This is a genomic window from Actinoplanes utahensis, assembly GCF_016862455.1.
Taxonomy (GTDB): domain Bacteria; phylum Actinomycetota; class Actinomycetes; order Mycobacteriales; family Micromonosporaceae; genus Actinoplanes; species Actinoplanes utahensis.
Genome location: NZ_BOMZ01000036.1, coordinates 141784 through 164595, shown reverse-complemented (window position 1 = coordinate 164595; position 22812 = coordinate 141784). Strand labels below are relative to the sequence as shown.

At 70.1% G+C, this 22812-nt stretch carries 26 protein-coding genes; 13 read left to right on the top strand and 13 right to left on the bottom strand.

Annotated elements, in window-relative coordinates; all coding sequences use genetic code 11:
• Positions 1–61: 61 nt before the first annotated feature.
• Positions 62–382, top strand: a complete 321-nt coding sequence (locus tag Aut01nite_RS13235) for a helix-turn-helix domain-containing protein (RefSeq protein ID WP_043532962.1) — start codon at positions 62–64, stop codon at positions 380–382.
• 142 nt (positions 383–524) lie between these two features.
• Here the strand turns inward: Aut01nite_RS13235 and Aut01nite_RS13230 are convergent, their stop codons facing one another.
• From Aut01nite_RS13230 to Aut01nite_RS13220, 3 genes are all read right to left on the bottom strand, one after another.
• Positions 525–1178, bottom strand: coding sequence for a fasciclin domain-containing protein (locus Aut01nite_RS13230; protein ID WP_052164624.1), 654 nt, complete (start codon positions 1176–1178; stop codon positions 525–527).
• A gap of 340 nt (positions 1179–1518) precedes the next feature.
• Positions 1519–1968, bottom strand: a complete 450-nt coding sequence (locus Aut01nite_RS13225) for a DUF4383 domain-containing protein (RefSeq protein WP_043532963.1) — start codon at positions 1966–1968, stop codon at positions 1519–1521.
• A gap of 69 nt (positions 1969–2037) precedes the next feature.
• On the bottom strand, positions 2038–2184 hold the full coding sequence (locus Aut01nite_RS13220; RefSeq protein WP_161790756.1) for a hypothetical protein: 147 nt from the start codon (positions 2182–2184) through the stop codon (positions 2038–2040).
• 168 nt (positions 2185–2352) lie between these two features.
• Between Aut01nite_RS13220 and Aut01nite_RS13215 the strand changes: the two genes are divergently transcribed.
• The 3 genes from Aut01nite_RS13215 (at position 2353) to Aut01nite_RS13205 (ending at position 4693) form a co-directional block, all read left to right on the top strand.
• Positions 2353–2562, top strand: coding sequence for a hypothetical protein (locus tag Aut01nite_RS13215; RefSeq protein WP_043532964.1), 210 nt, complete (start codon positions 2353–2355; stop codon positions 2560–2562).
• A gap of 237 nt (positions 2563–2799) precedes the next feature.
• Positions 2800–3555: a GAF and ANTAR domain-containing protein gene (locus Aut01nite_RS13210; protein WP_152629108.1), complete on the top strand. Its 756-nt coding sequence runs from the start codon at positions 2800–2802 to the stop codon at positions 3553–3555.
• Positions 3542–4693 carry a GAF domain-containing protein gene (locus tag Aut01nite_RS13205; RefSeq protein WP_152629109.1) on the top strand — a complete coding sequence of 384 codons (1152 nt, stop codon included), beginning with the start codon at positions 3542–3544 and terminating at the stop codon, positions 4691–4693. Before Aut01nite_RS13210 ends, Aut01nite_RS13205 begins: the two co-directional genes overlap by 14 nt.
• Here the strand turns inward: Aut01nite_RS13205 and Aut01nite_RS13200 are convergent.
• A complete protein-coding gene (locus Aut01nite_RS13200) occupies positions 4645–5745 on the bottom strand; it encodes a GAF domain-containing protein (RefSeq protein WP_084000052.1) in 1101 nt (366 codons plus the stop codon). The two genes, Aut01nite_RS13205 and Aut01nite_RS13200, sit on opposite strands and share 49 nt — an antisense overlap.
• Before the next feature lie 69 nt (positions 5746–5814).
• Positions 5815–6753: a nitroreductase family protein gene (locus tag Aut01nite_RS13195; RefSeq protein WP_052164567.1), complete on the bottom strand. Its 939-nt coding sequence runs from the start codon at positions 6751–6753 to the stop codon at positions 5815–5817.
• 362 nt (positions 6754–7115) lie between these two features.
• Here Aut01nite_RS13195 and Aut01nite_RS13190 point away from each other — a divergent pair, with 362 nt between their 5' ends.
• Together Aut01nite_RS13190 and Aut01nite_RS13185 are read left to right on the top strand one after the other, a co-directional pair.
• The gene (locus Aut01nite_RS13190; RefSeq protein WP_307837502.1) at positions 7116–7823 is read left to right on the top strand and encodes a GAF and ANTAR domain-containing protein; all 708 of its coding nucleotides are present in this window, start codon (positions 7116–7118) and stop codon (positions 7821–7823) included.
• 35 nt (positions 7824–7858) lie between these two features.
• Positions 7859–8599 carry a GAF and ANTAR domain-containing protein gene (locus Aut01nite_RS13185; protein WP_043532966.1) on the top strand — a complete coding sequence of 247 codons (741 nt, stop codon included), beginning with the start codon at positions 7859–7861 and terminating at the stop codon, positions 8597–8599.
• A gap of 9 nt (positions 8600–8608) precedes the next feature.
• Here Aut01nite_RS13185 and Aut01nite_RS13180 read toward each other — a convergent pair whose 3' ends face one another.
• Positions 8609–8872, bottom strand: a complete 264-nt coding sequence (locus Aut01nite_RS13180) for a DUF5994 family protein (RefSeq protein ID WP_043532967.1) — start codon at positions 8870–8872, stop codon at positions 8609–8611.
• 209 nt (positions 8873–9081) lie between these two features.
• Here Aut01nite_RS13180 and Aut01nite_RS13175 point away from each other — a divergent pair, with 209 nt between their 5' ends.
• Positions 9082–9525, top strand: coding sequence for a hemerythrin domain-containing protein (locus Aut01nite_RS13175; RefSeq protein ID WP_043532968.1), 444 nt, complete (start codon positions 9082–9084; stop codon positions 9523–9525).
• A 290-nt stretch (positions 9526–9815) separates the two neighbouring features.
• Complete coding sequence (locus tag Aut01nite_RS13170) at positions 9816–10643, top strand: ATP-binding protein (protein WP_152629111.1); 828 nt, start codon at positions 9816–9818, stop codon at positions 10641–10643.
• A gap of 72 nt (positions 10644–10715) precedes the next feature.
• Here the strand turns inward: Aut01nite_RS13170 and Aut01nite_RS13165 are convergent, their stop codons facing one another.
• From Aut01nite_RS13165 to Aut01nite_RS13150, 4 genes are all read right to left on the bottom strand, one after another.
• A complete protein-coding gene (locus tag Aut01nite_RS13165) occupies positions 10716–11438 on the bottom strand; it encodes a GAF and ANTAR domain-containing protein (RefSeq protein ID WP_043532969.1) in 723 nt (240 codons plus the stop codon).
• 244 nt (positions 11439–11682) lie between these two features.
• Positions 11683–12528 (bottom strand): GAF domain-containing protein, encoded by an 846-nt coding sequence (locus Aut01nite_RS13160; protein ID WP_161790757.1) that lies wholly within the window; start codon positions 12526–12528, stop codon positions 11683–11685.
• Between the two features lie 246 nt (positions 12529–12774).
• A complete protein-coding gene (locus tag Aut01nite_RS13155) occupies positions 12775–12999 on the bottom strand; it encodes a hypothetical protein (protein WP_043532970.1) in 225 nt (74 codons plus the stop codon).
• 1 nt (position 13000) lies between these two features.
• A complete protein-coding gene (locus tag Aut01nite_RS13150) occupies positions 13001–14032 on the bottom strand; it encodes a fatty acid desaturase family protein (RefSeq protein ID WP_043532971.1) in 1032 nt (343 codons plus the stop codon).
• A gap of 476 nt (positions 14033–14508) precedes the next feature.
• Here Aut01nite_RS13150 and Aut01nite_RS13145 point away from each other — a divergent pair, with 476 nt between their 5' ends.
• Positions 14509–15555: an ATP-binding protein gene (locus tag Aut01nite_RS13145; RefSeq protein ID WP_052164571.1), complete on the top strand. Its 1047-nt coding sequence runs from the start codon at positions 14509–14511 to the stop codon at positions 15553–15555.
• 103 nt (positions 15556–15658) lie between these two features.
• Here Aut01nite_RS13145 and Aut01nite_RS13140 read toward each other — a convergent pair whose 3' ends face one another.
• Entirely contained in the window at positions 15659–16291 is a 633-nt protein-coding gene (locus Aut01nite_RS13140; protein ID WP_052164572.1) for a lysophospholipid acyltransferase family protein, read from the bottom strand.
• Between the two features lie 153 nt (positions 16292–16444).
• Complete coding sequence (locus Aut01nite_RS13135) at positions 16445–16648, bottom strand: cold-shock protein (protein ID WP_043532972.1); 204 nt, start codon at positions 16646–16648, stop codon at positions 16445–16447.
• A 344-nt stretch (positions 16649–16992) separates the two neighbouring features.
• On the opposite strand from Aut01nite_RS13135, the gene Aut01nite_RS13130 reads away from it, so the two are divergent.
• Together Aut01nite_RS13130 and Aut01nite_RS13125 are read left to right on the top strand one after the other, a co-directional pair.
• Positions 16993–17280 carry a hypothetical protein gene (locus tag Aut01nite_RS13130; RefSeq protein ID WP_043532973.1) on the top strand — a complete coding sequence of 96 codons (288 nt, stop codon included), beginning with the start codon at positions 16993–16995 and terminating at the stop codon, positions 17278–17280.
• 309 nt (positions 17281–17589) lie between these two features.
• A complete protein-coding gene (locus tag Aut01nite_RS13125) occupies positions 17590–18786 on the top strand; it encodes a WD40 repeat domain-containing protein (RefSeq protein WP_063958889.1) in 1197 nt (398 codons plus the stop codon).
• Between the two features lie 4 nt (positions 18787–18790).
• Here Aut01nite_RS13125 and Aut01nite_RS13120 read toward each other — a convergent pair whose 3' ends face one another.
• Positions 18791–20038, bottom strand: a complete 1248-nt coding sequence (locus Aut01nite_RS13120) for a glycoside hydrolase family 16 protein (protein WP_043532974.1) — start codon at positions 20036–20038, stop codon at positions 18791–18793.
• A 265-nt stretch (positions 20039–20303) separates the two neighbouring features.
• Here Aut01nite_RS13120 and Aut01nite_RS13115 point away from each other — a divergent pair, with 265 nt between their 5' ends.
• Both Aut01nite_RS13115 and Aut01nite_RS13110 read left to right on the top strand, forming a co-directional pair.
• Entirely contained in the window at positions 20304–21566 is a 1263-nt protein-coding gene (locus tag Aut01nite_RS13115; protein ID WP_043532975.1) for a chitinase, read from the top strand.
• Between the two features lie 14 nt (positions 21567–21580).
• Positions 21581–22774, top strand: coding sequence for a carbohydrate-binding protein (locus tag Aut01nite_RS13110; RefSeq protein ID WP_043532976.1), 1194 nt, complete (start codon positions 21581–21583; stop codon positions 22772–22774).
• The last annotated feature ends 38 nt before the right edge of the window (positions 22775–22812 follow it).

The window sequence follows — 22812 nt, the reverse complement described above, 5'->3', positions numbered from 1 at the left end:
GAACCCGTAACCCTGGGCCCCGGCGCTTTCGCGCCGGGGCCCTCGTCATGGAGGTACCTGTATGGCCCAACCGGATGACATGTTCGACGATGAGGATTTCCCCGCTTACACGATGGGCCGCGCCGCGGAGATCACCGGCGCCTCGCCCCACTTCCTGCGCCGCCTCGACGAGGCGAAACTGATCACCCCGTTCCGGTCCGCCGGCGGGCATCGCCGTTACTCCCGCTATCAGCTGCGCCTGGCGGTACGGGCGCGGGAGATGGTGGACCGCGGCATTCCTCTGGAAGCAGCCTGCCGGATCATCATCCTCGAGGACCAACTCGAGGACGCTCTCCAGCTCAACCAGGCCTACCAGGGTCGACGGCACGCGAACGCGGCCTGACCTCCATCGCCCGACGGTCCTTCTCGATCACGAGAGGGACCGTTTGTCGTACCCCTCTCCGGCCGCGGCCGAGGGCCTTTCGGAAAGGGGACGGCCCGGGCGAGAGCTGCGCCGCACGCCCGGGCCGTGCTGAGGACTGGGATCAGGGGAGATCGATCGGGCGCAGGACCCGGTCGATGCCGTGCGCGATCTGACGGTTGCCCTTGTTGATGTCGGCCCGGTTGACGCGCGGGTTGCGGTCGCTGCGGTCCGCGTCGATCAGGGCGATCTGCCGGTGCCAGCGCGGCCCGTACACATCGACCTTGATCTTGGAGCCGGCCGCGGTCGCCAGGTTGGCGTTGTCGGACTTCAGCGCGGCCGCCTTGGTGATCGTGGCGCCCGGCACGACGTGGTAGAGCAGCACCGACTCGACGGTGTTGATGCCGAGGCCGGCGACCGCGGTGAACGACGCCTTCTCGCCCGGCAGCTTCCTGGACTTGGTGATGTCCTGGACGAGCAACTGGAAGGCCCGGTCGTTGGGCAGGAAGACGGTCAGGGCGGTCTTGCCGTCGGCGAGCACGGCGACCTTGCTGCCCGGCTTGGCCTTCAGCACCGCCTGCACGGCCGCGGTGAGGATGTCGTAGTCGTGGCCGTTGTGGTCGAAGCCGCGCTTGTCCGTGGTCAGGACCGCGGCCAGCGACTTGGTCTTGAGGGGCTTCTTGCCGGTGGCCTGGGCGGGGGCGGCGCCCAGGGCGGAGGCGACGATCGCGGCGGTGGCTACAGCGGCGGCCTGCTTGCCGAGACGGGTGAACCTCATCTTCGAGCCTCTTTCCGATCGGTACGGGATGGTGGCTCCGACAGCCACCACCTGTACTTCGATCGGACTCCGCCGGATGGATGCGGTCATCTCGAAAGAGTTCCGCAGCGGTCGGCCGGGCCGCGGGCAAGTTCGTGAACTGAGCGGGATCCCGGTGGCCCGGTCCGACGCATGCCGGCCCAGCGCCGGCACGCGGGAGACGGCGTCACCCCGACGCTGCTCTGGTGGTACCGCCATGGTGAGCAGGGTGTGGCCGACGCTGTCGGCGCACATCACCTGCCCGGCGTGTGGTGCGGCCGTCCGTGCCGGATCGACGTTCGAGGTCATCGCCGTGATGTGGTCAGTGCCGAGTGGTGCGCCGGCGTGTGAGCAGCAGCCCGAGCGCCAGCATCCCCAGCCCCAGACCGAGGTGGAGCCAGTCGTCGGCGTTGTTGACGGGCACGAAGTTGGCGGCGGAGTTCTCGCCGACGACCAGGCCGTACACCCACAGCAGCAGGTAGACGGCCCCGCCGCCGACCAGATAGGCGCGGGCGCCGGGAACGCTGCGGGCCAGGGCCAGGCCGGCCACCCCGAACAGCAGGTGGACGATGTTGTGCAGGATCGACACCTGGAAGATGCCGAGCAGGTGCGCGTCGGAGTGGTGGCCGGCGAACGTCATGTCGCCGTAATCGGTGGTGATCCCCGGGATGAAGCCTGCCACCCCGACGAGCAGGAAGGTGGCGGCGACGATCAGGGCGGCGGTACGGACCGGGCTGCGCGCCGTGTCGCCGGCGTTGTCGTAGGTGCTCATGTGACGTCCTTTCACGAGGGGGGTTCACCGGCTTCCCGCCGGGATCGGCGGTAACGAGGGACCTTTGGGTCAGGGCGGCCCCTCCCGATTCAGGCCGCCCGTCCAGCGATCAGGGCTTTCCGGCTCGTCGTCGGCCTCCGCCTCGGTCACTTCGGTGAGCCGGTGTTCCTCGGCGAAGTCGCCGGTGTCGTCGTCGGGATCGCCGATGGGTTCCATGGCTGCCTCTTCTCGGGTTCCTGCGGAATCGCCGCCACTGGTGCGGTGCTCGAAGGGTCGAGCACGGCTACCCCCGTACATCGACCGCAAACAATCGGTCCCACTGGCGTCGGCCGTTGGTGGTGACCGTTGCCGTTTACCTGACGGGCTCCGGGGAAGTCGCGCCTCATGACCGATGACCGACGGCGTGCCGACCGGCACCCGACAGACGAACCGGACGGCACACCGGCGTACGAGGCGTCGCTGCGCGAGCCGGGCGCTTCCCTGACGACCGGCAGCGCGGAACCGGAGACCACCGACGAACGCGGCTCCGCCGACCGCAGCGGCTACGACGTGGGCGCGGTGTCCGGTGACACCGGCGTCTACCGACCCGACTGACCAACCGTTTGCGGAGCCGATCCGCGAGCAGGTTCCGCGGGCAGCCCGGCAACGCCCGAGAAGGTCGCCTGCTCACCGTCGGCGTAGGCTCATGGGGTATCTGCCGGATCCAGTGGTGCGCTCGGTGGGGTACCAGCAGTCTCCGGCGCTGGGCCCGAAAGCGGGCGGAACGCCTCGGGGCAGGGTCGGAGGGTCATCTCGTGATGGACCGTTGCTCGCGCTTGGCCGGGACCGACCGTGATCGATGTGGATGACACCGAGCACCGAGGCCGGGTGCGGCAACTGATGGCCATGTACGGCCCGGACGTGGACGGCCTCTGTGACGCCTACCTGCCCGCTCTCGCTGGGGTCGGTGGCGGGGGCGTGACGGTGATGACGCCGGACACTTCTGAAGTGCGTTACGCCAGCGACGCGGTCAGTGCCCGGGTGGAGCAGTTGCAGTTCCTGCTCGGTGAGGGGCCGTGCCGCGACGCGTACGCCGGGACCATGCCGGTGCTGGCCGAGGATCTGCGGGCGGCGGTGTGGCAGCGGCAGTGGCCGGCGTTCGCGCCGGCGGCGGTGCTGGCGGGCGCCCGGGCGGTGTTCGCGCTGCCGCTGCGTGTGGACGGCGCGCGGATCGGGGTGCTGGACCTGTACCGCGACACCGCGGGCGGACTGACCGAGCAGACGATGACGGACGCGCTGATCATGGCGGACGCGGTCACCGAACTACTGCTCGCCGAAACGATGACCGACGGCGACGACGAGGCGCTGTTCGCCGACGGCCGCGGCGAGTACCTGCTGCCACGTGCGGCAGTGCACCAGGCGACCGGGATGGTCAGTGTGCAGCTCGGCGTTTCGGTCGAGGACGCGCTGGCGCGGCTGCGTGCCCACGCGTACGCGACCGGCCGTGAACTCGACGACGTGGCCGCCGATGTGCTGGCGCGGCGGCTGCGATTCAACGACCTGGACGATGAAGGGACAGGGCAGGTGAGTTCCGGTGAGCGCAGCTGACGATCCGGCGATGATGGATCTACTGGCCGAGGTGTCCGACACGTTGGTCGCCGACCTGGATACCGATGCTCTGCTGCACTGGGTGAGCGAGCGGGGCATGCAGCTGCTGTCGGCACAGGCCGCCGGGATCATGCTGGCCGACGCGCGCGGCGTGCTGCGGCTGCTGGCGGTGGCCCCTCAGTACACCCCGCAGGCGAAGCTGTTCGAGACGGTGTCCGCGCCGTCGCACTGGAGTTTCGCCACCGGGCAGTCGCTGGTCGACCCCGATCTCGAGGATCCGGACCCGCGATGGCCCGGGTTCGCCGTCCAGGCCGGCGCCGCCGGGTTCCGGTCCGTCACGGCCGTGCCGATGCGGATACACGGCGAGATCATCGGCACGTTCAGCGTGCTGCGGCACCGCCCCGGACCGTTCTCTGACGAACAGTTGCGTCTGGCGCAGGCGCTGGCGAACCTGGCCACCGTCGGCCTGCTGGTCAAGCGCGACACGGGTTACCGCAGGGTGCTGGCCGCCCGGTCGCAGCAGATCCTCATCGGCCGGGTGGCCGTCGAACGCGCCCGCGGCATCCTGGCCGAACTGCTCGACATGAACACCGCCGCCGCCCTTCAGGAGTTGCGCCGGCACGCCATGCGCACCGACCGGAACCTGGCGGCCACCGCCACCGAACTGGTCCGCAACCTGCCGACCCAGCACCGGAATACCGGTCCCGCGTCGGCCCTGCTGGTGCAGCCCATCACCATGGCATCGTCGCTTGCGCCGCTCCGCGACCTGGTGCGGCAATGGCTGAGCGGCACGGGACTGTCGGGCACGACGCTGGACAGTTTCCTGCTCGCCATCCACGAGGCCGCCACGAACGCTCAGGAACACGCCCGGGGCGGCCGGTTGTGGCTGTGGCGCCACGACGGCAGCCTGTGGTGCGAGATCAGCGACGACGGTCCCGGCCTGCCCGCCGGTTTCGAGATCCCGGCCGGCATGCCCCACATCCATCACCAGCAGACCGGTCTGTGGCTGATCCGGCGGATCTGCCCGGACATGCTGATCACCAGCACCACGGGCGGTACGCGGCTGCTGCTGCACCAGCCGCTGCCCGTTCAATCCACCGGTTCGCCGTCGGCCGCCGACTCGGACGCCGGGGGATGACCGAACTCAGCCGCCGTCTCGGTGAGCGACAGCAGGGTGCGCACCGCCACCGACACGGCGGCCAGGCGCAGCCCTCGGCCGGCCGCGATGGCCCGTTCCCGCAGGTCGAGCAGGAGCCGTAACCCGGCGGCATCACAGAACCGCAGACCGGACAGGTCGAGCTCCACCACCGAGACCGGCTCGTCGAGCACCATGGTCAACTGCCCGGCCGCCGCGGTGTCCAACGGTCGTGCCAGCTCGCCGCTGACCGCCGCCCACAGCACGTCGCCGCCCAGGCGAACCATCGTCACCCGTACGCCCGGACCGCTGCCGGGCTCCATCTCGTCGATCACCCGCAGCGCGGCCGCCGCCGGCGACACCCGGGCCGTCGCGGCCCGGTCCCGCAACATGCGATCGCCGTCCGCGGCACCGCAGCCGGTATCGGCCATCAGCATCCCGACCGCCTGCTGAATGGCCACCCGCAGCCGCAACGCCCACCCGAGCCCGTGGAGCAACTGCCGGGTGCCGGCGTCCCCATCGGCGGCGAAGTCCCGTGCCGGTGCCCGCTCCACGGCGAAGACGTGACGCACCCCGGCGCTCAGCGTGTCCAGCTCCGCGGCCTGCCGGGTGTACAGGTTCAGCACTCCGACGGGGCCACCGCCGCCGGCGAACAACGGCACGGACACCGACGCCTGCAACCCCAGCCGGGCCGCCTCCTTGTGGAAGCCCGGCCACGACATCGTCATGGCCGCGATATCGGGCACCGTCACCGGCGTGGCCGTCTGCTCGGCCTGCACACACGGCCCGGCCGCCTCGGCATGCTGGGCATCGTCCACCGCCCGGGCCAGGTCGTCGCTGGTCGCCACCGTCGTGTAACCGGCACCCCGCCACGCGGTGATCGACGCGTAGTCGACACCGGCCACCACCTCGGCCGCTCGCGCCGTGATCCGGGCGAGCAACACGTCCACGATGGCGTCGTCGTCCGCGGTCTGCGCCAGCGCCACCAGATCGTCGGCCAGCGGCCCCCACGAAGGATCAGGTGACGAACCCGGTGTCGTACCTGAGCCACTCATCTGATCGCCCGCCCATCCATACCGCAACGGTACGGCGACGACCCGTGAGGGCCATCAGGGGTCGGGAGGTCACAGCGGCCCGGGGCGGGACGGAGACGCCGTCGTCGTCTCCCGGTCCAGTGGCCGAACCGCCTCGGTGGCGTGGTGGCCCAGACGCATCATCAGGTACGGATGGCCGAGGTCGGGCAACGCATCCCGCAGGATGTCGCGGGCGCGGTGGTGCTCGATCGGTGCGCTAAAGGGCAGGGTCGACGCTCCGAGTTCCGCGGCGGCCAGCGAGCCGGCGGAGAGTGCCTCACCGGCATGAAGCCAGTCCAGGCTCTGATCGCCCGGACCGTGCAGCACCGCGAACGTCGCGGCCCGGTCGTGTCCGTCGTGGGCGAGGGGAAGGCGCAGGCGACGGCGTGCACCGACGATGCGGTCGCCGCCGGCCCACCGGGCCAGCTCCGACCGCCACTGTTCGCCGGCCGGTTCCAGGCCGCCGTCGTCGGCGGTGGCCACGGCCAGACCCAGGATCTGGTCCGGTCGTAACACGGCGAGCCGGACGTGCTGGGACTCGAAGGCGGCCCGGATGGCGCTCAGGTGCCCGGGTGGGATGGGGCTGCCGGTGACGGGGCGGCGGTCGGTGTGCCGCAGCTCGATGATGCGCGCCAGGCCGGCGGTGCCGGAGCTGACCGGGGCCGGGCCGTCGATGTGCAGGCGCGCGAGATGGGTCGGTTCGCCGGGGTCGGGCAGGCGGGTGGTGGTCACCCGCCAGCCGAGCGCGGCCAGGGTCAGGCGGGCGTGGTGCAACGCGGCGCCGCAGCCGATCGTGGCGAGCCGGTCCTCGGGGCCGGGAAGGCCGGCCGATGGCTCGGGGTGCAGGAACAGGTCCAGGACGCCGTTGGTCACCTGCCATCGCCACGGCTGGGCGTCGTGCGCCGAGGGCGCCTGCCGGGCAGCGACGACGGCCCGGTAGAGGGCTTCGTTCGTGATCCGTCGCCCGACCGGACGTACCGGTGTTCTCATGCGGTGTGCCCGTCGTCCGGGACCAACGCAGGCGCGGGTCCGGCCCGATGACGCGGGGCGAGACGAGGTCCACCCAGGTCGGTGAAAGGCGTGGCCGCCAGCAGTCGCCTGGCCACGCACGCCGGCGGGGCCGACGGTCTTCTCCACTGTACGCGCCGGCGAACGGAGGGATGTTCCTCCGCGTCCTGGTATCCCGAGGTGGCGTCCGTTGACTAGAGTCGTGGGAATCCATGGGTTTCTGCTGCTGCCCCAGACCCCGGCAGTGTCGACGGGGAGGTGCGGCCGTGTGTGATCGCAGAGTTCGTGACGGGTTCTCCCGGCAGGCGCCGCGGACCGCCGCACAGCGGCCCGATTGAGCCGGCGTGGACGAGGTCGTTGGTGATGCGCCGGTCCCCGGAGGACCGTCATCGTCGGCAGGCGCCGGTGCCCTGGGACGGCTCCGGAAGGTGTGCACGAACGCGACCGAGGCGCTGTCGGCGACCGGTGTGGGGGTGAGCGTGATGTCCGGCGACGGCGATCACCGGATGGCCGCCGCGTCTGATCCGGCCACCGAGCGCATCGAAGAGCTGCAGCTCACCCTCGGGGAGGGGCCGTGTATCGACGCCTTCGCCGCCAGCCGACCGGTTCTCGTCCCCGACCTCGACGACTCGGTCATGCGGCGGTGGCCCGTCTACGGCCCGGCCGTCCACGGCGAGGGGATCCGGGCGGTGTTCGCCTTTCCGCTCCAGGTCGGTGCGGTCCGGCTCGGTGTGCTCGACGTGTTCCGTACCCATGCCGGGCAGTTGTCCCGAGAACAGATGGGGCGGGCGATCACGTTCGCCGACCTGGCGGTGACGGCCTTGCTCGATGGCCAGGATCAGCCCCATGCCGACCGTGATCTCGATGAGGCGGTCGAGCATCGTGCGCGGCTTTACCAGGCGCAGGGCATGGTCATGGTGCAGTTGGGTGTCTCCCTGGCCGAGGCGATGGTCCGGCTGCGGGCCTATGCCTACGCCGAGGACCGCACGCTGTCCGACGTCGCGGCCGATGTCGTGGCCCGCCGCCTCCGTTTCGATCCGTCACAGTCGTGAACCGCACAACGTATGCGCCAGGCCGGGAGGCAGCCATGACGACACTATCCGCTGAGAGCCTCGCCAAGGTCTTCGTCGAGGTCGCCGACACCCTCGTCGCCGAGTTCGACCTGATCGAATTCCTCCAGATGCTCGCCGACCGGGTCGCGGTGCTCACCGCGGACGCCACCGTCGGCATCCTGCTGGTCGACGCGAAAGGCCGCCTCCACTTCATGGCGGCGTCCGACGAGAGCGCCAAGCTGCTCGAGCTGCTGCAGTTGCAACAGCAGGCCGGGCCGTGTCTCGACGCGTTCCGCACCGGCCGCGCGGTGGTGAACACCGATCTGTTCGCCCCGGTGGCCGCCGCGGCTTGGCCGGACTTCGCCCGATTTGCCACGGACTTCGGGTTCCGGGCGGTGCACGCGTTCCCGCTGCGGCTGCGTGACGAGATCATCGGCGCGATGGGCCTGTTCAGCCGGACCACCGGTGACCTCGACGACGGTGACGTGCGGATCGTGCAGGCGCTGGCCGACGTCGCGGCGATCAGCCTGTTGCAGGAGCGGACCATCAGCCGCGCCGAGGTGCTGACCGAGCAACTGCAGTCCGCGTTGAACAGCCGTATCGTCATCGAACAGGCCAAGGGCGCCATCGCGCAGCGGTACGAGGTCGATGTCGACACGGCGTTCCGGATGATCCGCTCCTACGCTCGCCGGAACAATCGCCGCCTCGGCGAGGTCGCGTACCTGGTCGTCACCGATCTGCCCAGCCTCACCGGCTTCGAGGAGCCGGCCGGCTGAGCCGGGCCGTCAGCGGACTTGCACGATCTGGTCGAGCAACTCGGGAGTACGGCGAGGGTCGGAGGCGTCCGCGGCCGCAGCGGATGTGCTGTCCGCCGACTCACTGCTCGCGTCCGGGGGAATGACGAGCAGGTCGAACCGGTCGCGCCCGAACTCGTTGATGACGGTGACCAGCCCGGCGGGCTGTGAGGCGTACCAGCCGAGGTAGGACTCGACGGTACTCCTGTCGGGCCGCCGGGCCCGCCCTCCGCGCGGGCGATCGCCGAACGGCACGGGGAGGAGTAGGGTCGGGATACCGTTCCGGACCCTGACGGCCTGGTATCCGGCCTCCGCGGCATGACCGGCTCCTCGGCGGCGCGGCGATCCGGATGCGTTCGCACGCGACTGTTTCCGGGTGCGTCTCACCCGGCTCCGGCGGAAGTCTGGATCTTCGCTATGCCGTTCCTTCCTCGATTCTCCGATCAGCAGTCCCGGCGACCGTGATGATCTTCTCTGATGTGGTCGACGTCCTGCTGGCGGAACACGACGAGATCCGGCGGCTGTGCTCGGCGGTCGAGCGCAGCGGTGACCGGCTGAGGGGCCGTCGGTTCGCCGTGCTGTCCCACGCCGTTCACCTGCACGAATCAGGTGAGCAAGCGATCATCCATCTGGTTGTCCGTGATCTCGGTGCCGCTGCCGGCCTCATCGCGACGATGCGTCTGGCGGAGGAGACCGCGCTGCTGTCGTCGTTGGGCACCCTCGACGACCTCGGTGCCGGCGATCCGGATTTCGCCCGGCGGTTCGCGGTCCTGCACCGGGCCATCCTGGAGCACCTCACTCGCGAGGAACTGGACGAGTTCCCGATCCTGCGGCGCCGGGTGGTGGTCCAGCGGCTGCAGGGCATGTCCGGTGAACTGAGCGGCGTTCAGCTCGTCGCCGCGACATGACCGCCTGAGTCGCCGCCGGTCCCGCCTCTGGCACGTCATGGTCAGCGACCACGGGACGGTCGCCTCCTTCCGCCAGCGCATCATGGAGAGATCCTGTGGCGAGGCGGGCGATCGACGGCTGACCGGGTATACCGTAGGGCCAACGACGGTGCCGCATCGTCGCCCGCTGCTCCAGACCTCGGTAGCGCCCTTCCTATCGGGTGTCGTGGGGTGGCCGTGGATTTTAAGTTGATCTTGCAGCATGTCGGGGCGCGAACGGCCCGCCGGCTCACGAGTACCACTCGCGACCGGTGACCGCCACAAAGGGACACGAGGGGTCACCACCGCTGCCGTCCCCGCACCTGGTCAGGATGGGTGTCGACGGCAGGGGCGTGTCCGTGCACGTCCTCGCGGACGTGAGCGGCACCGTGGTCGAGATGACACTGCGGGGCCGATGGTCCCAGCAGCTCGGTGACCAGTTCGCCGCCCTCCTGCGGGACTGCTTGGCCGGCCCCGTCGAGGCGATCATCGTCGATCTGCACGAGGTCGGTGATCTGCACGGGGTCAGCCTGCCGTCCTGGCTGGCCGCACAGAGAACGGCTCGGCTCGGACCGCTGCCGGTGCATCTGGCCTTCTGCCCGCCGCCCCGGTCGATGCTGGACTACCGGTTACGGCATCAGCCCGCAGTGGCGCCGTCGCTGTTCGCCACGAGATCGGAAGCGCGCATCGCGACCGGGCGCCGGCTGAGGCGGGGACATCGGGTGCAGACCCGGCTGACGCCGGGGCCGGACTCCGTGCGGGTGGCCCGTGAGCTGGTCGCGGAGGCGTGCCGGATGTGGCGGCTGCCCGAGCTGCGGCACAGCGCGGCACTGATCGCGTCCGAGCTGGCCACCAATGTGGTGGATCATGCCGGCACCGCGTTCGTGGTCACCGTGCTCCGGCGCGCCCATTCGCTGCACGTGGTCGTTCAGGACTGCGACGCCAGCTATCCGCGCGTCAGTCAGCCGGTACCGGACGCGGACCCGTCGTCACCGCCGGCGCGGGGATGGGGGCTGAAGCTGGTCGACACGATCGCCGATCGGTGGGGCGTCATGCCGAGCCATCGGGGCAAAGTCGTCTGGGCGACGCTGTCCGCCTGACCGCCCCATCGGGAGCTGGTCACTCTGCTGCGCCGCCCGGTGAGGGAGCTCCGCTGTGCCGCCCGGTGAGGCTCACAGACCGGGCAGGCTCGCCAGATCGGTGACGATCCGGCGTGCGACATCGGTGAGCCGCAGGTTGTGGTTGCGGGCGTAGGCGCGGATCCGGAGGAACGCGTCGTCGACGGAGACCTCCTTGATCTGGGCGATGGCGCCCTTGGCCTGTTCGATGATGATCCGGCTGTTCAGCGCGCCCTGAAGCTGTTCGGTCAGCGCCTCGCTGCGGCGGATCGCGCGTTCCTGCATGAGGCCGATGGTCGCGACGTCCGCGAGAGCCTGCATGATCGGCACATCCGTGTCGGCGAAGTCGCCGCCGACGGTGTCGCCGAAGATGTTCAACGCCCCGAGCACCTGGGATCGCAGTCGCAGGGGAAACGCGTGCACCGATCGGAAGCCGGCGTCGGTCGCCCGGGGCACGAAGCGGGGCCAGCGCGCCGCCGCGGCCGGAAGGTCGATGTTGATGACCGGCTGCCCGGTACGGAACGCCTCCAGGCACGGGCCCTGGTCGTTCTGGATCTGGAACAGTTCGATCAGGCGGACGTTGTCGTCGGAGCCGACCACGAAGCCCAGCCGGCCGTGCTCGTCGGCCAGCGCCAGTCCGGCCGCTGCCGCCCCGACCAGACCGCAGGCCCGCTCGGTCAGCATGTGCAGAAAGTCGAAAAGGTCGAACTCGTCGACCAGGGTGTCCGCGGCCTCCACGAAGATCGTGGCGAGCCGCTCAGTCGAGACGGTGCTCATGTCTGCCTTCCGATCGTTCCCGAACCGTGCGGCCACTCGTGCGTCGTTCTCGTCGAGACGGCGGTTCCTCGGCACAGGCATGAGCCCGCATCCGTACGAGCGCTTCACCGACGGAGGTACCCAGCCGCATCATGACCATCCCCCGGGCCTCGAACAGTTCGGCGCGGCGCCCGGCCTCCAGAGCCGGAGGCCGTCGGGTGCCTGCGGACGCGCTATGCCTGGACTACGTCTGGTCCAGGACCGGTCACGGTTGGTAGCACAACGTTACCCGGGTGCCGGTGACGTCGGTGATGAGGTCCATGCCGGGACAGGCCCGCTGCATGAGGTGGAGACCGCTGACCCTCCGCCGCCGGGTGCCGGCCCGCGTACGAGCGGATCGCAGGGTCGTACCGATGCCGGGCCCGTGGTCGCTGATCTCGCACCACAGGCGGTCGTTGCGGCTCCAGAGCAGCAGCTGCCCGCGACCGCCGCCATGCTGCACCGCGTTGACCATGGCCTCGTGCACTGCCAGCACGAACGGCGCCGGGTCGCCGTGGGGCGGGCCGTACCCGGTGCTGACCGCGTGGACCTGGAGACGCACCCGGGACCTCGAGGACCGGTCGAACCAGCGGGCCAGCGGCAACGCGGGGGACATGCCGTCCGGCACGCCGCCGAGGCGGGCGTCCGCGAAGGCAGCGGTCCAGTCCAGCCCCAGCCGTTCCAGAGTGACCATCTCGGCGGCGGCGGCGGCGAACGCCGACGCTAGCGCCAGGTCGGCGCCGGAGAGACCACCGGGGGTACGCCGGTACATGTCGACGGCTCCGGCGTGCCGCACCCCGCCCGCGTGCAGGGGCAGCGCGAACACCGACCGCGCTCCGGCGTCCAGGGCGGCAGGGGTGAACCGCGGCCAGCGTTCGCGCCACAACGAGTCGGTCAGGTCGGCGGCGTACACCGGCCGGCGGTTCACGGTGGCATCGCGGCACGGGCCGTCGTCGAACGTCTCCTGGGCGGCTTCGAGGCTGGCGCTGCCCGCATCGCTGCTGAACCGGGTCTGTACGACGGTGGCATCGTCACGGCCGGCCGACAAGCCGATGCCCGCGAAGCCCGGCATCAGTGCCACCCCCGCGCGGCACAACCCCGTGAGGTTCGGTCCGTGCGCGCCGATCAGGCCCCAGGTCCGGTCCGAAAGCGATCTGTCGACGCTGTACTGGTCCATTCGCTGCTCCTCGGAAGGCCGGCAGCGCCGCCAGGGTCTGGAGCAGCGAATGCGAGACGGTACGAACGCCGGTTGCGGCAGTGTTCGTACCGTTACGGTAGCCGCAGCAGAGAGGGTCTTGTCGCACAGCGCGTACGGATGTCACACAACGGCGCCACGGGGCGCGAACTCGATCGCGGCGACACCCCGGCCGTAGAGCACGACGAGGCGGTCGCCGTGCCGCGCACGCAGGACTCCGGAGTCCCGTGCCAAGGTCGTGATCACGTACTTCGACAGCTCCTCCCCGTCGGCGAGGTCGGGATTGTCGTACGTCAGGTCCATCCGGTCGCCGCCGATGAGCCGAACCCGTAACACCGCGGTCGCCATGTCATCCACGATTTCCCCGGCGTTCCGCGCGCAACGGAGCACCGACCTCGTGCAGGTGGCGCAGTGTCTGCCGGTACGACTCGACAAGCGTCGTCTCCGCGTACGACACGCCCATCCGGGCGCAGTACGCCTTGACGATCGGCCGGGCCTTGCGCAGGTTCGGGCTGGGCATGGCGGGGAACAGGTGATGTTCGATCTGGTGGTTGAGGCCGCCGAGCGCCGCATCGATCAGCCGGCCACCGACGACGTTGCGGGAGGTCAGCACCTGCTTGCGCAGGAAGTCCTCGTCACCGTCCGGGTGCGGCATGCCCTTGTGATTCGGCGCGAACGTCATTCCCAGGTACACCCCGAACACCGCCTGATGTACGACGAAGAACCCGAGCGCCTGCACCGGGGTCAGCACCACGAGCAGAACGGTCACGTACGCCACCAGGTGCAGGGCCATCGATCCGGCTTCCAGGCCGCGGCTCCTCATGCCGGGACGCCGCAGGGCCTTGATGCTGGAGATCCGCAGATCGATGCTGAGCAGCGTCAACAACGGGAAGAACAGACCGGCCTGGTGACGGTTGACGAAGCCTTTCAGCCCGCGCCTGCCCACGGCCGATTCGGTGGCCCAGATGAGCAGTTCCGGCTGCACGTCCGGGTCGAGGTCGTCGTGATTGGGGTTGTTGTGATGGCGGGTGTGCTTGTCGACCCACCATCCGTAACTCATCCCGATTCCGACGTTGCCGAGCAGCCGGCCCACCAGTTCGCTGCTTGTCCTGGTGCGGAAGACCTGCCGATGGGCCACGTCATGCGCCAGCAGGCCCACCTGGGAGAACACGGCACCCAGGAACACGGCGACGAGGAGCTGCCACCACGAGGCGCCGATCAGGAAGAAGGCCGACCACGCGGCCACGAACATCAGGAGGACCACACTCATCCGTACGGCGTAGTGGGCCGGCCGTCGTTCGAGGAGCCCGGCCGCTACGACCAGGCGGTTCAGGGCGGCGAAGTCACTACCCGCCGTCCGTGTGCGCTCGGCCGACGTCATGACGATAGCCGGACGAGCAGGTCAGGCGCGGGCCGCGCGGAAGCGAAAGGGTGAGGATCGGGAACGCTCATCGCGTGACTCCCTCGCAAGGCGCTCCCCGGCACGATGCGACGGGTGAGCGGAACCGATGACGAAGGCTGCGGGAGTCTGGACAGCCACTGTGGTGCAGTGTCTTACTCCCTACCCCCTTCCCGCGTCCGGCAAACGCCCGAAGAGTGATCCCGGCGGCCACCAGGCTCTCCCACCACCGCCTGGCTCCGGATCCGTGCCAGTTCCCGAGGCACATCCCCCGTCCGTGAGGAGTGGGAAGGTTGTCACGTTTAGGCACGGTTGTGCATATGGCCCGTAGGTATGGTGGAGTCAGGTCCGCTCCGAGGCGCGATCGAAGATTCCCTGTTTTCGGTGGGACGCCGGATAGTCGATGCCGGGTCCTAACTCGTCGCGGTGGTGACGATGAGGACGCGAGGCACCCGACCATGACCGACGAATACCGTTCCTCCTGCACCGTTTCGTCCAGCGAGAGCGCCGGGGGCGGCAACGGGCATCACGACCGAATATGGGACCTGGTCAGCGCCTACGGCCCGGACGTCACCACGTTGTGCCGGGCGGGCACGACGTTGATGTCCGGCATCGAGGGCCTGGGCCTGTCGGCCGGCCCGGTCGGGACCGTTCCCCGAGTCCGGTTCTTCAGCGACACGACCAGCTCGCGGCTGGAGTCCGCGCAGCTGACCCTGAACGAAGGCCCGTGCCGGGACGCGGCCGCGAACCGGGAACCGGTGTGGGCAGCCGATCTGGCGACCGGGCCGTGGCGGCAGCGGTGGCCCTGGTTCACCCGCGCCGCGCTGGACGCCGGGGCCCGGGCGGTGTTCGCGCTTCCCCTGGACGCCGGCGGCATACGCCATGACGGGGCCGTGGACCTGTACCGGCCCATCCCCGGGCCGCTGAACAGCGCCGACCGCCTGGCCGCGACGACGTTCACGGCAGCGGTCGCCGAACTGCTCGCCCTGGAGAGCCACGACTTGAACCTGGCGGGGGCCTTCGCGCGGGGCCGGCACGATCCGCTGCCGGCCGGCGCGGCCGAAGACGGCCCGGTCGAGTCCACGGACCTGCCCGCGGGTGCGGACGGAGTGCTGCTGGCCTGCTGGTTCGGACCGGCGGATCTGGGCCACGTCCGGGACCGGATACGTGCGATCGCCGGCGGCCAGGGCCTGCGGGATGTCGAGACCCACCAGCTTCTGCTGGCGGTGCACGAGGCCGTGGTCAACGCGGTACGTCACGGCGGCGGCTACGGCCAGCTGCTGATCTGGCGCCGCGGCGGGCACCTGTGGTCCGAGATCAGTGACCACGGCCCCGGCATGTCGGAAGCGGAGACGTCCGGCGCCGTGCCCGGCCCCGGACCCGCGTGGCCGGGCTCATGCGGGCTGCGGATCATCCACCAGGCGTGCACCAGCATGGACATCACCACCAGCGCGACGGGCACTCGCCTGCTGCTGAGCCATCGCTTGGACTCGTCCCCACGGTGACGAGCTCGAACTCGTCGTCGCGGGGACGAGCCGGATCGGGTGGCCTCGCCTGCCTGGGATCAGGTGGGGACGAGCCGGATCGGGTGGGCCGGCCTGCCGGGAATCAGGCCACCGGGGCGACGGCCCGCAGTTCGGCGGTCAGCCGTCGGGCCAGGTCGGGTGCGGTCTCCGACGGCGGTGGCGGGGTGGGTTCGAAGAACGTCACCTTCAGGTGCGGGCGTCGCGGGAAACGGGCGATGTCCACGGTCCCGGAGACCGCCGCGCAGATGATGCGGGCCTGCGGCACAGCGTGCGCGAGACGGCCGACGCCACTGCGGGCGCGCAGTTGCCGGCCCTGTGCGCGGCTGCCCTCCGGGAAGATGCCGAGGCAGCCACCGTTGGAGAGGCACTGCACCGCGGCGTCCAGCGCGTCCATGTCGGCTTGGCCGCGCCGGACCGGAATCTGCCCCATCCCGTTGAGGACCCGGCGGAGCAGCGGATTCTTCCAGAGGGACGCTTTCGCGAGGGCCTGGATCTGCCGGCGGCGCCGGGCGGCGAACGCGATGACCACCGGGTCCCAGGCACTGTCGTGATTGGCCGCGACGATCGTCGCGCCCTGCGGGGGAAGAAGGTCCAGGCCGGTCACTTCGAGGCGGCCCCACCAGCGGACGATCGGCCCCGACGCCGCCATCACCGCTCGATACATCGGCGGGATCCGGCCGATGTGGCCGGTCGCGGCCGAACTATTGCGCTCCATGGCTCACTCTAACCGCCCGGATCTCTACCGCTTCCTGGCGGCCGCCCGCCGTTCCGAGGCGGAATAGGCGGTGCGAACACGGAAATCAGGAGGCGGAAATGCCGAAACGGCGGCCCGCTGAACCAGTCGGGCCGCCGTTCGGCGAATGCTCGATCAGAGCGGGCGGATGTTCTCCGCCTGCGGGCCCTTCTGGCCCTGGGTGATGTCGAATTCCACCCGCTGGTTCTCGTCCAGGCTGCGGAAGCCGCTCGCCGAGATCGCTGAGAAGTGGGCGAAGACGTCGGCGCCGCCGCCGTCCTGGGCGATGAACCCGAAGCCCTTGTCGCCGTTGAACCACTTCACGGTGCCAGTAGCCATGTCTGCTCCTTCGCAGGCTGTTGGGGGCCGCAACCTGCGGTCCCGCACGCCGCCGCGTTGATCACCCGCGTCGGAACGACACGAAAAAACGAAAAGCGCCTGGCCGGGTCATCTGAAACCCAACAGGCGCCGAAAACGTCTACGGAAATCAAAACTGCAACCGGGCAACCGTAGCACAGAATTCGATGATCGCCACCGGCCGCGAAGTGACGCAAGATTTTCTCATTCGCTGCGAGTAGAATTCACCGGACCGGCTGCGGAACTGCCGTGCGCAGGGCGCGCAGAGGCGGGTTGCGAATCAGTCCGCCGACGACCCGAGTGACACCGAAATCCCGGAGAGTTACGTGACCCTGATGTCTACCCCGCCGACGTCCGCCAAATCCTTCCGCGAGAAGGGGGCGGCCGGCTTCCACGCCGCTCTGGCCGCGGTCCTGACGACAGCGCTGGAGAGCGCCCTGGAAGAGGGCGACCACGCGCGAGTGGTCACCCTGGTCAACCGGGGTTTCGCGGAGGGCAGCCCGGAGCTGGGTTGTGAGCTGCTCTGCCGGGCCATGGCGAGCGTGGGGACGGCCCGGACCTGGACGGTGCAGCTGGCGCCCCTCGCCCAGGTGCGGCAGCGCTCGGTGTCGTGAGTCCCCGGCACGATGTGTCCTGAGCATCGTCGCGAGGTGTCATGAGCCTCAGCGCGATGTGTCGCGAGCCTCGTCGAGATGCCTCCGCGCGTCCTGGGTGCCGGAGGCATCGCGGGAAGGCGTGCTCGGTGGCCGGGCGGGTCGCCCGCAAGGGGGTGCGGCGGCGCGGCGAGGTGGCTGCTCGTTTGTGGACGATACCCGGCCGGATGAACCGTCGCGAACGGCCGGAAATCTGCTGACCAGGGTCGTTACGGTCCGACCGTGACCACCAAACGGAATCATGTAGACACTCACCGTAGCCATGCGACCGTGCCGGCGGCCCTGATCGGGCTGCTCGTGCTCACCGTCATCGCCACTGCGGTGCCGGCCGCGGCATCCGCGCCCGTCGCACACCATCCCGGCACGGAGACGGCCGCCGCACCCGCCGGATCCCCGGGCCGGCGCGTCGTGCCGGGCGCGGACGGGCACATCGCCGTGCGCCCGGACGGCAAGGTCTTCGCCACCGTGAGCGGCATGACGGTGAAGCAATGGAACACGGCGACCGGTCGTCGGGGTGGACCGGTGATCGCCGCCGGTGCCGGAGCGGTCCACGCCGTCGCGTTCAGCTCGGACGGCGAGCTGCTGGCGGTCGCCGGCGACGGCGGGGTCTCGCTGTGGGACGCCGCCACCGGGCGACGGTCCGGGGCGCCGCTGACGGGGCATGCCGGGCCGGTGCGCTCGGTGTCGTTCAGCTCCACCGATGATCTGCTGGCCACCTCGGGCGACGACGGCACGGTACGGGTGTGGGATGCGGCGACCGGCCGCCCGGTACGCACCCTGACCGGCCACTCCGGGCCCGTGGGTTCGGTCGTGTTCAGCCGGGACGGCAAACGTCTGGCGGCGGCGGGGACCGACGACACCGTGCGGCTCTGGACGGCGGCCACCGGCCGGCCCATCGGCGGGGCGCTGACCGTGAACCCCGGCCCGGTGTACGCGATGAGCTTCAGCCCGGACGGCAAGCTGCTGGCGGCCTCCGGCGGCAACGATGTCGTACGCCTGTGGAATCCCGCCACCGGCGAGCCCGCGGGCGAGCCGATCGTCACCGGAGCCGGGCCGGTGTACGCCCTCACGTTCAGTCTCGGCCGCAAGAACCTGCTGGCCACGTCCTCCGGTGCGGACAACACCGTACGGCTGTGGGACACGGCGACCCGAACGCCCGCCGCCCTGCCGCTGACCGGGCACACCGGCCCGGTGCGTGCCATGCGTTTCAGCCTGGACGGCGACCTGCTGGCCACCGGTAGCGACGACGGGACCGTCCGGCTGTGGGACGCGGCGACGGGAAGTCCCGAAGGACTGCCGCTGACCGGGCACGACGGGCCGGTCTGGGCGTTGCGGTTCAGCCCGAACGGCAAGCGGGTGATCACCGCCGGCGACGACGACACGGTCCGGTTGTGGCGGGTCAAGAGTGCCGGCGCCGCTGCGCGCAGCGGCGCCGGCACCGGGCATCACCTGGTGCGGATGCGGTAGCGGGTCAGGCGCGCGCCCACTTCTGGTTGGCGGTGCCGCCGCAGTCCCAGAGCTGGAGCTGGGCGCCGTTGGCGCTGTTCCACCCGCTGATGTCGACGCAGCGGTTGGCGGAGACGTTCACCAGGTCGCCGGCGGCGGACAGGGTGAACCGTTGCACCGGGTTGCCGTTGCAGGTGACCAGCTGGATCGGGGTGCCGTTGGTCAGCGCGCCGCCGGCCGGGTCCATGCACTTGCCGAGCGCCCGCAGCGTTCCGTCACCGTTGAAGGTCCACTTCTGGGCGGCGGTGCCGTTGCAGTCGTACATCTGAAGGCGGGCGCCGTCGGTGGCCGTACCCCCGGGAATGTCGATGCATTTGCCGTTGAGGTTGCTCTTCAGGGCGTTGCCGGTGGCCGGCGGCGGGGTGGTGCCCTCGTTCCAGGCCGAGACGCGGACCCAGTCGACGAGCATGGTCTGCGGGAACGCGGTGGAGGCGTCCGGGCTGCCCGGCCAGTTGCCGCCCACGGCGACGTTCAGGATCAGGAAGAACGGGTGGTCGAAGACCCACTGGCGGCCGCCGAGGGAGGCCGGGGTGACCCGGAAGTACTCGGTGCCGTCGAGGAACCAGACGATCAGATTCGGAGACCATTCCACGGCGTACGAGTGGAACGCGTCCCCGAGCGGCGCCGACAACACCCGGTTGCCGCTGATCGCGCTGCCGCCGGAGTAGCCCGGCCCGTGGATGGTGCCGTAGAGCGTGTTCGGCTCCTTGCCGACGTTCTCCATGATGTCGATCTCGCCGGACTGGGGCCAGCCGACGCTGCCGAGGTTGTCGCCGAGCATCCAGAACGCCGGCCAGATGCCCTGTCCCTTCGGCACCTTGATGCTCGCCTCGAACCGGCCGTACTTCTGGGTGAACTTGCCGGACGTCAGGATCCGGCCGGAGGTGTACTGGCACGAGCCGTACCAGCACTGGTAGCCGGCCGGGTTCTCCTTGCGGGCGGTGATCGCGAGGTGGCCCTGGCCGTCCTGGCGGACGTTGTTCGTGGAGTTGGTGTAGTACTGCAGCTCGTTGTTGCCGAACCCGCCGCCACCGACGTCGAAGTTCCACTTCGAGGAGTCGACGGTGGCGCCGGCCGCGCCGTTGAACTCGTCGGACCAGGTGACCGGCCCGACCGCCGCCTCCGCGGTGTCGCCGCTGGAGGCCGCGGTCAGGGCCCCGGCCAGGGTGAGCGCGACCGTGGCCGCGCCGAGAAGTGCACGTAACTTCCGCATGGGGAGTCCTCGGGGGAGAGGGGAACCGTCACTCCAAACAGTCTTTAGAGATTGACTGCCTGGGGTCAATGGAGACGGGTTCCGGAACCCCGGATAACTCTTTCGGGGCGGCGGGTCCGCACGGGGCGGCCGGCGCGCCGTGCGCGGGGGCCGTCAGCATCGTCTTTTCTCGATTTAAGGATGTTTAAGGATCGACATCTTTACTTCCACTGTTAACAGTCCTAAAGATTTACCCATCCCCACGGACGTACAGGGAAGGACGCCGATGAAGCGCTCCAGATCGATCATTCTCGCCACGGTCATGGCGTTGGGCGCCGGTGGCACGGCGACCTACTTCGCGGGCAGCGCGTCGGCAGCGACGGCGTGCGCACCCGCCTGGAGCGCCTCCGCCGTGTACGTGAAGGGCAACGTGGCCTCGCAGAACGGTCACAACTACACCGCCAAGTGGTGGACGCAGAACGAGTCGCCGGCGACCAGCAGCAGCCAGTGGGCGGTCTGGGCCGACAGCGGCGTCTGCGAGGGCGGCACCACCCCGACCACGCCGCCGACGACCACGCCACCCACGACCACGCCGCCGACGACGACTCCGCCCACCACCCCGCCGACCACGCAACCACCCGGTGACGGCTCGCTGCCGAAGCACTTCCTCACCGGGTACTGGCAGAACTTCGACAACGGCGCCGCCCCGCTCAAGCTCGCCGCCGTCCCCGCCACCTACGACCTGATCGCGGTCGCCTTCGCGGACGCCACCGCCACCCCCGGCGCGGTCACCTTCACCCTCGACCCGGGCCTGGCCACGGCGGTCGGCGGCTACACCGACGCCCAGTTCAAGGCGGACATCGCCACCCTGCACGCCCGCGGCAAGAAGGTGATCATCTCGGTCGGCGGCGAGAAGGGCTCGGTCGCCGTCAACAGCGCCGCCGCGGCCACCGCCTTCGCCGACTCGGTGCACCGGCTGATCCAGACGTACGGGTTCGACGGCGTCGACATCGACCTGGAGAACGGGCTCAACCCGACCTACATGGCCAGCGCGCTGCGCAGCCTGCGGGCCAAGGTGGGTAGCGGCCTGATCATCACGATGGCGCCGCAGACCATCGACATGCAGAACCCGCAGTCCTCGTACTTCAAGCTCGCGCTCGACATCAAGGACATCCTCACCGTCGTCTTCACCCAGTACTACAACTCCGGCTCGATGCTCGGCTGCGACAACAACGCCGCGTACAGCCAGGGCACGGTGAACTTCCTGACCGCCCTCGCCTGCATCCCGCTCCAGAACGGGCTGCGCCCCGACCAGGTCGCTCTCGGCCTGCCGTCGAGCACCCGGGCCGCCGGCGGCGGTTACGTCGCCCCGTCGGTCGTCAACAACGCCCTCGACTGCCTGGCCAAGGGAACCAACTGCGGCACCTTCAAGCCGCCGGCCACGTACCCGGGCATCCGTGGCGCGATGACCTGGTCGATCAACTGGGACGTCACCAACGGCAACGCCTGGGCCAACACCGTCGACCCGCACCTCGCCACCCTTCCCTGACTGGGGTTTTGAACATGAAGCTGACAAGGAAGATCGCCCTCGTGGCCTCGGTCGGCGCGCTCGGCACCGCCGCCGCCGTCCTCCCGATGGCCGCCTCCAGCGCGGCGGTCGCATGCGCCCCGGCGTGGAGCGCGTCCGCGGTCTACGTCAAGGACAACGTGGCCTCGCAGAACGGCCGCAACTACACCGCCAAGTGGTGGACGCAGAACGAGTCGCCGGCCGCCAACAGCAGCCAGTGGGCGGTCTGGGCCGACAACGGCGTCTGCGGCGGCACCACCGACCCGACCACCCCGCCGCCCACCGGCCCGACGACACCGCCGCCGGCGACCGGCACCAAGATGGCCGCCGCGCCGTACATCTACCCCGGCTGGGGCAACCCGCCGGCCCCGGCGACGGTCGTCAACGCCACCGGGATCAAGGCCTTCACCATCGCGTTCGTGCTGGCCAGCAACGGCTGCAACCCGGCGTGGGACGGTTCGACCGGCCTGACCGGCGGGGCGCACGCCAGCACCATCGCGGCGATCCGGGCGGCCGGCGCCGACGTGGTTCCGTCGATCGGCGGCTGGAGCGGCAACAAGCTCGGCCCGAACTGCTCCACGCCGGAGGCGCTCGCCGACGCGTACCAGAAGGTGATCGACACCTTCCAGCTCAAGGCGATCGACATCGACATCGAGAACACCGACGAGTTCGAGAACTACATCGTCGCCGACCGGATCGTCGACGCGCTGAAGATCGTCAAGCAGCGCAACCCCGGCGTGAAGACCATCCTGACCTTCGGCACCACGCCGACCGGCCCGAACGCGCACGGCGTCCGGCTGATCCAGCAGGCCAAGGCGAAGGGCGCGAACATCGACATCTTCACCCAGATGCCGTTCGACTTCAGCGGCCACGCCGACATGTACGGCTCCACCGTCGGCGCCACCGAGGGCCTGAAGAACGTGCTGAAGTCGACGTTCGGATACACCGACGCCCAGGCGTACGCCCGGATCGGCATCTCCGGCATGAACGGTCTCTCCGACCAGCAGGAGGTCACCACGGTCGAGACCTGGACCCGGATCCGTGACTACGCCAAGAGCAAGGGCCTGGCCCGGTTCTCCTTCTGGGCGGTCAACCGGGACCGCGGCTGCGCCGGTGGCGGCGTGGTCAGCAACTGCTCCGGCATCGCCCAGGCCGACTGGGAGTTCACCCGGGTGAGCGCCGGCTTCTGACCCGACCCGCGAACGCGCGGCTGCCCAGCAGGGCAGCC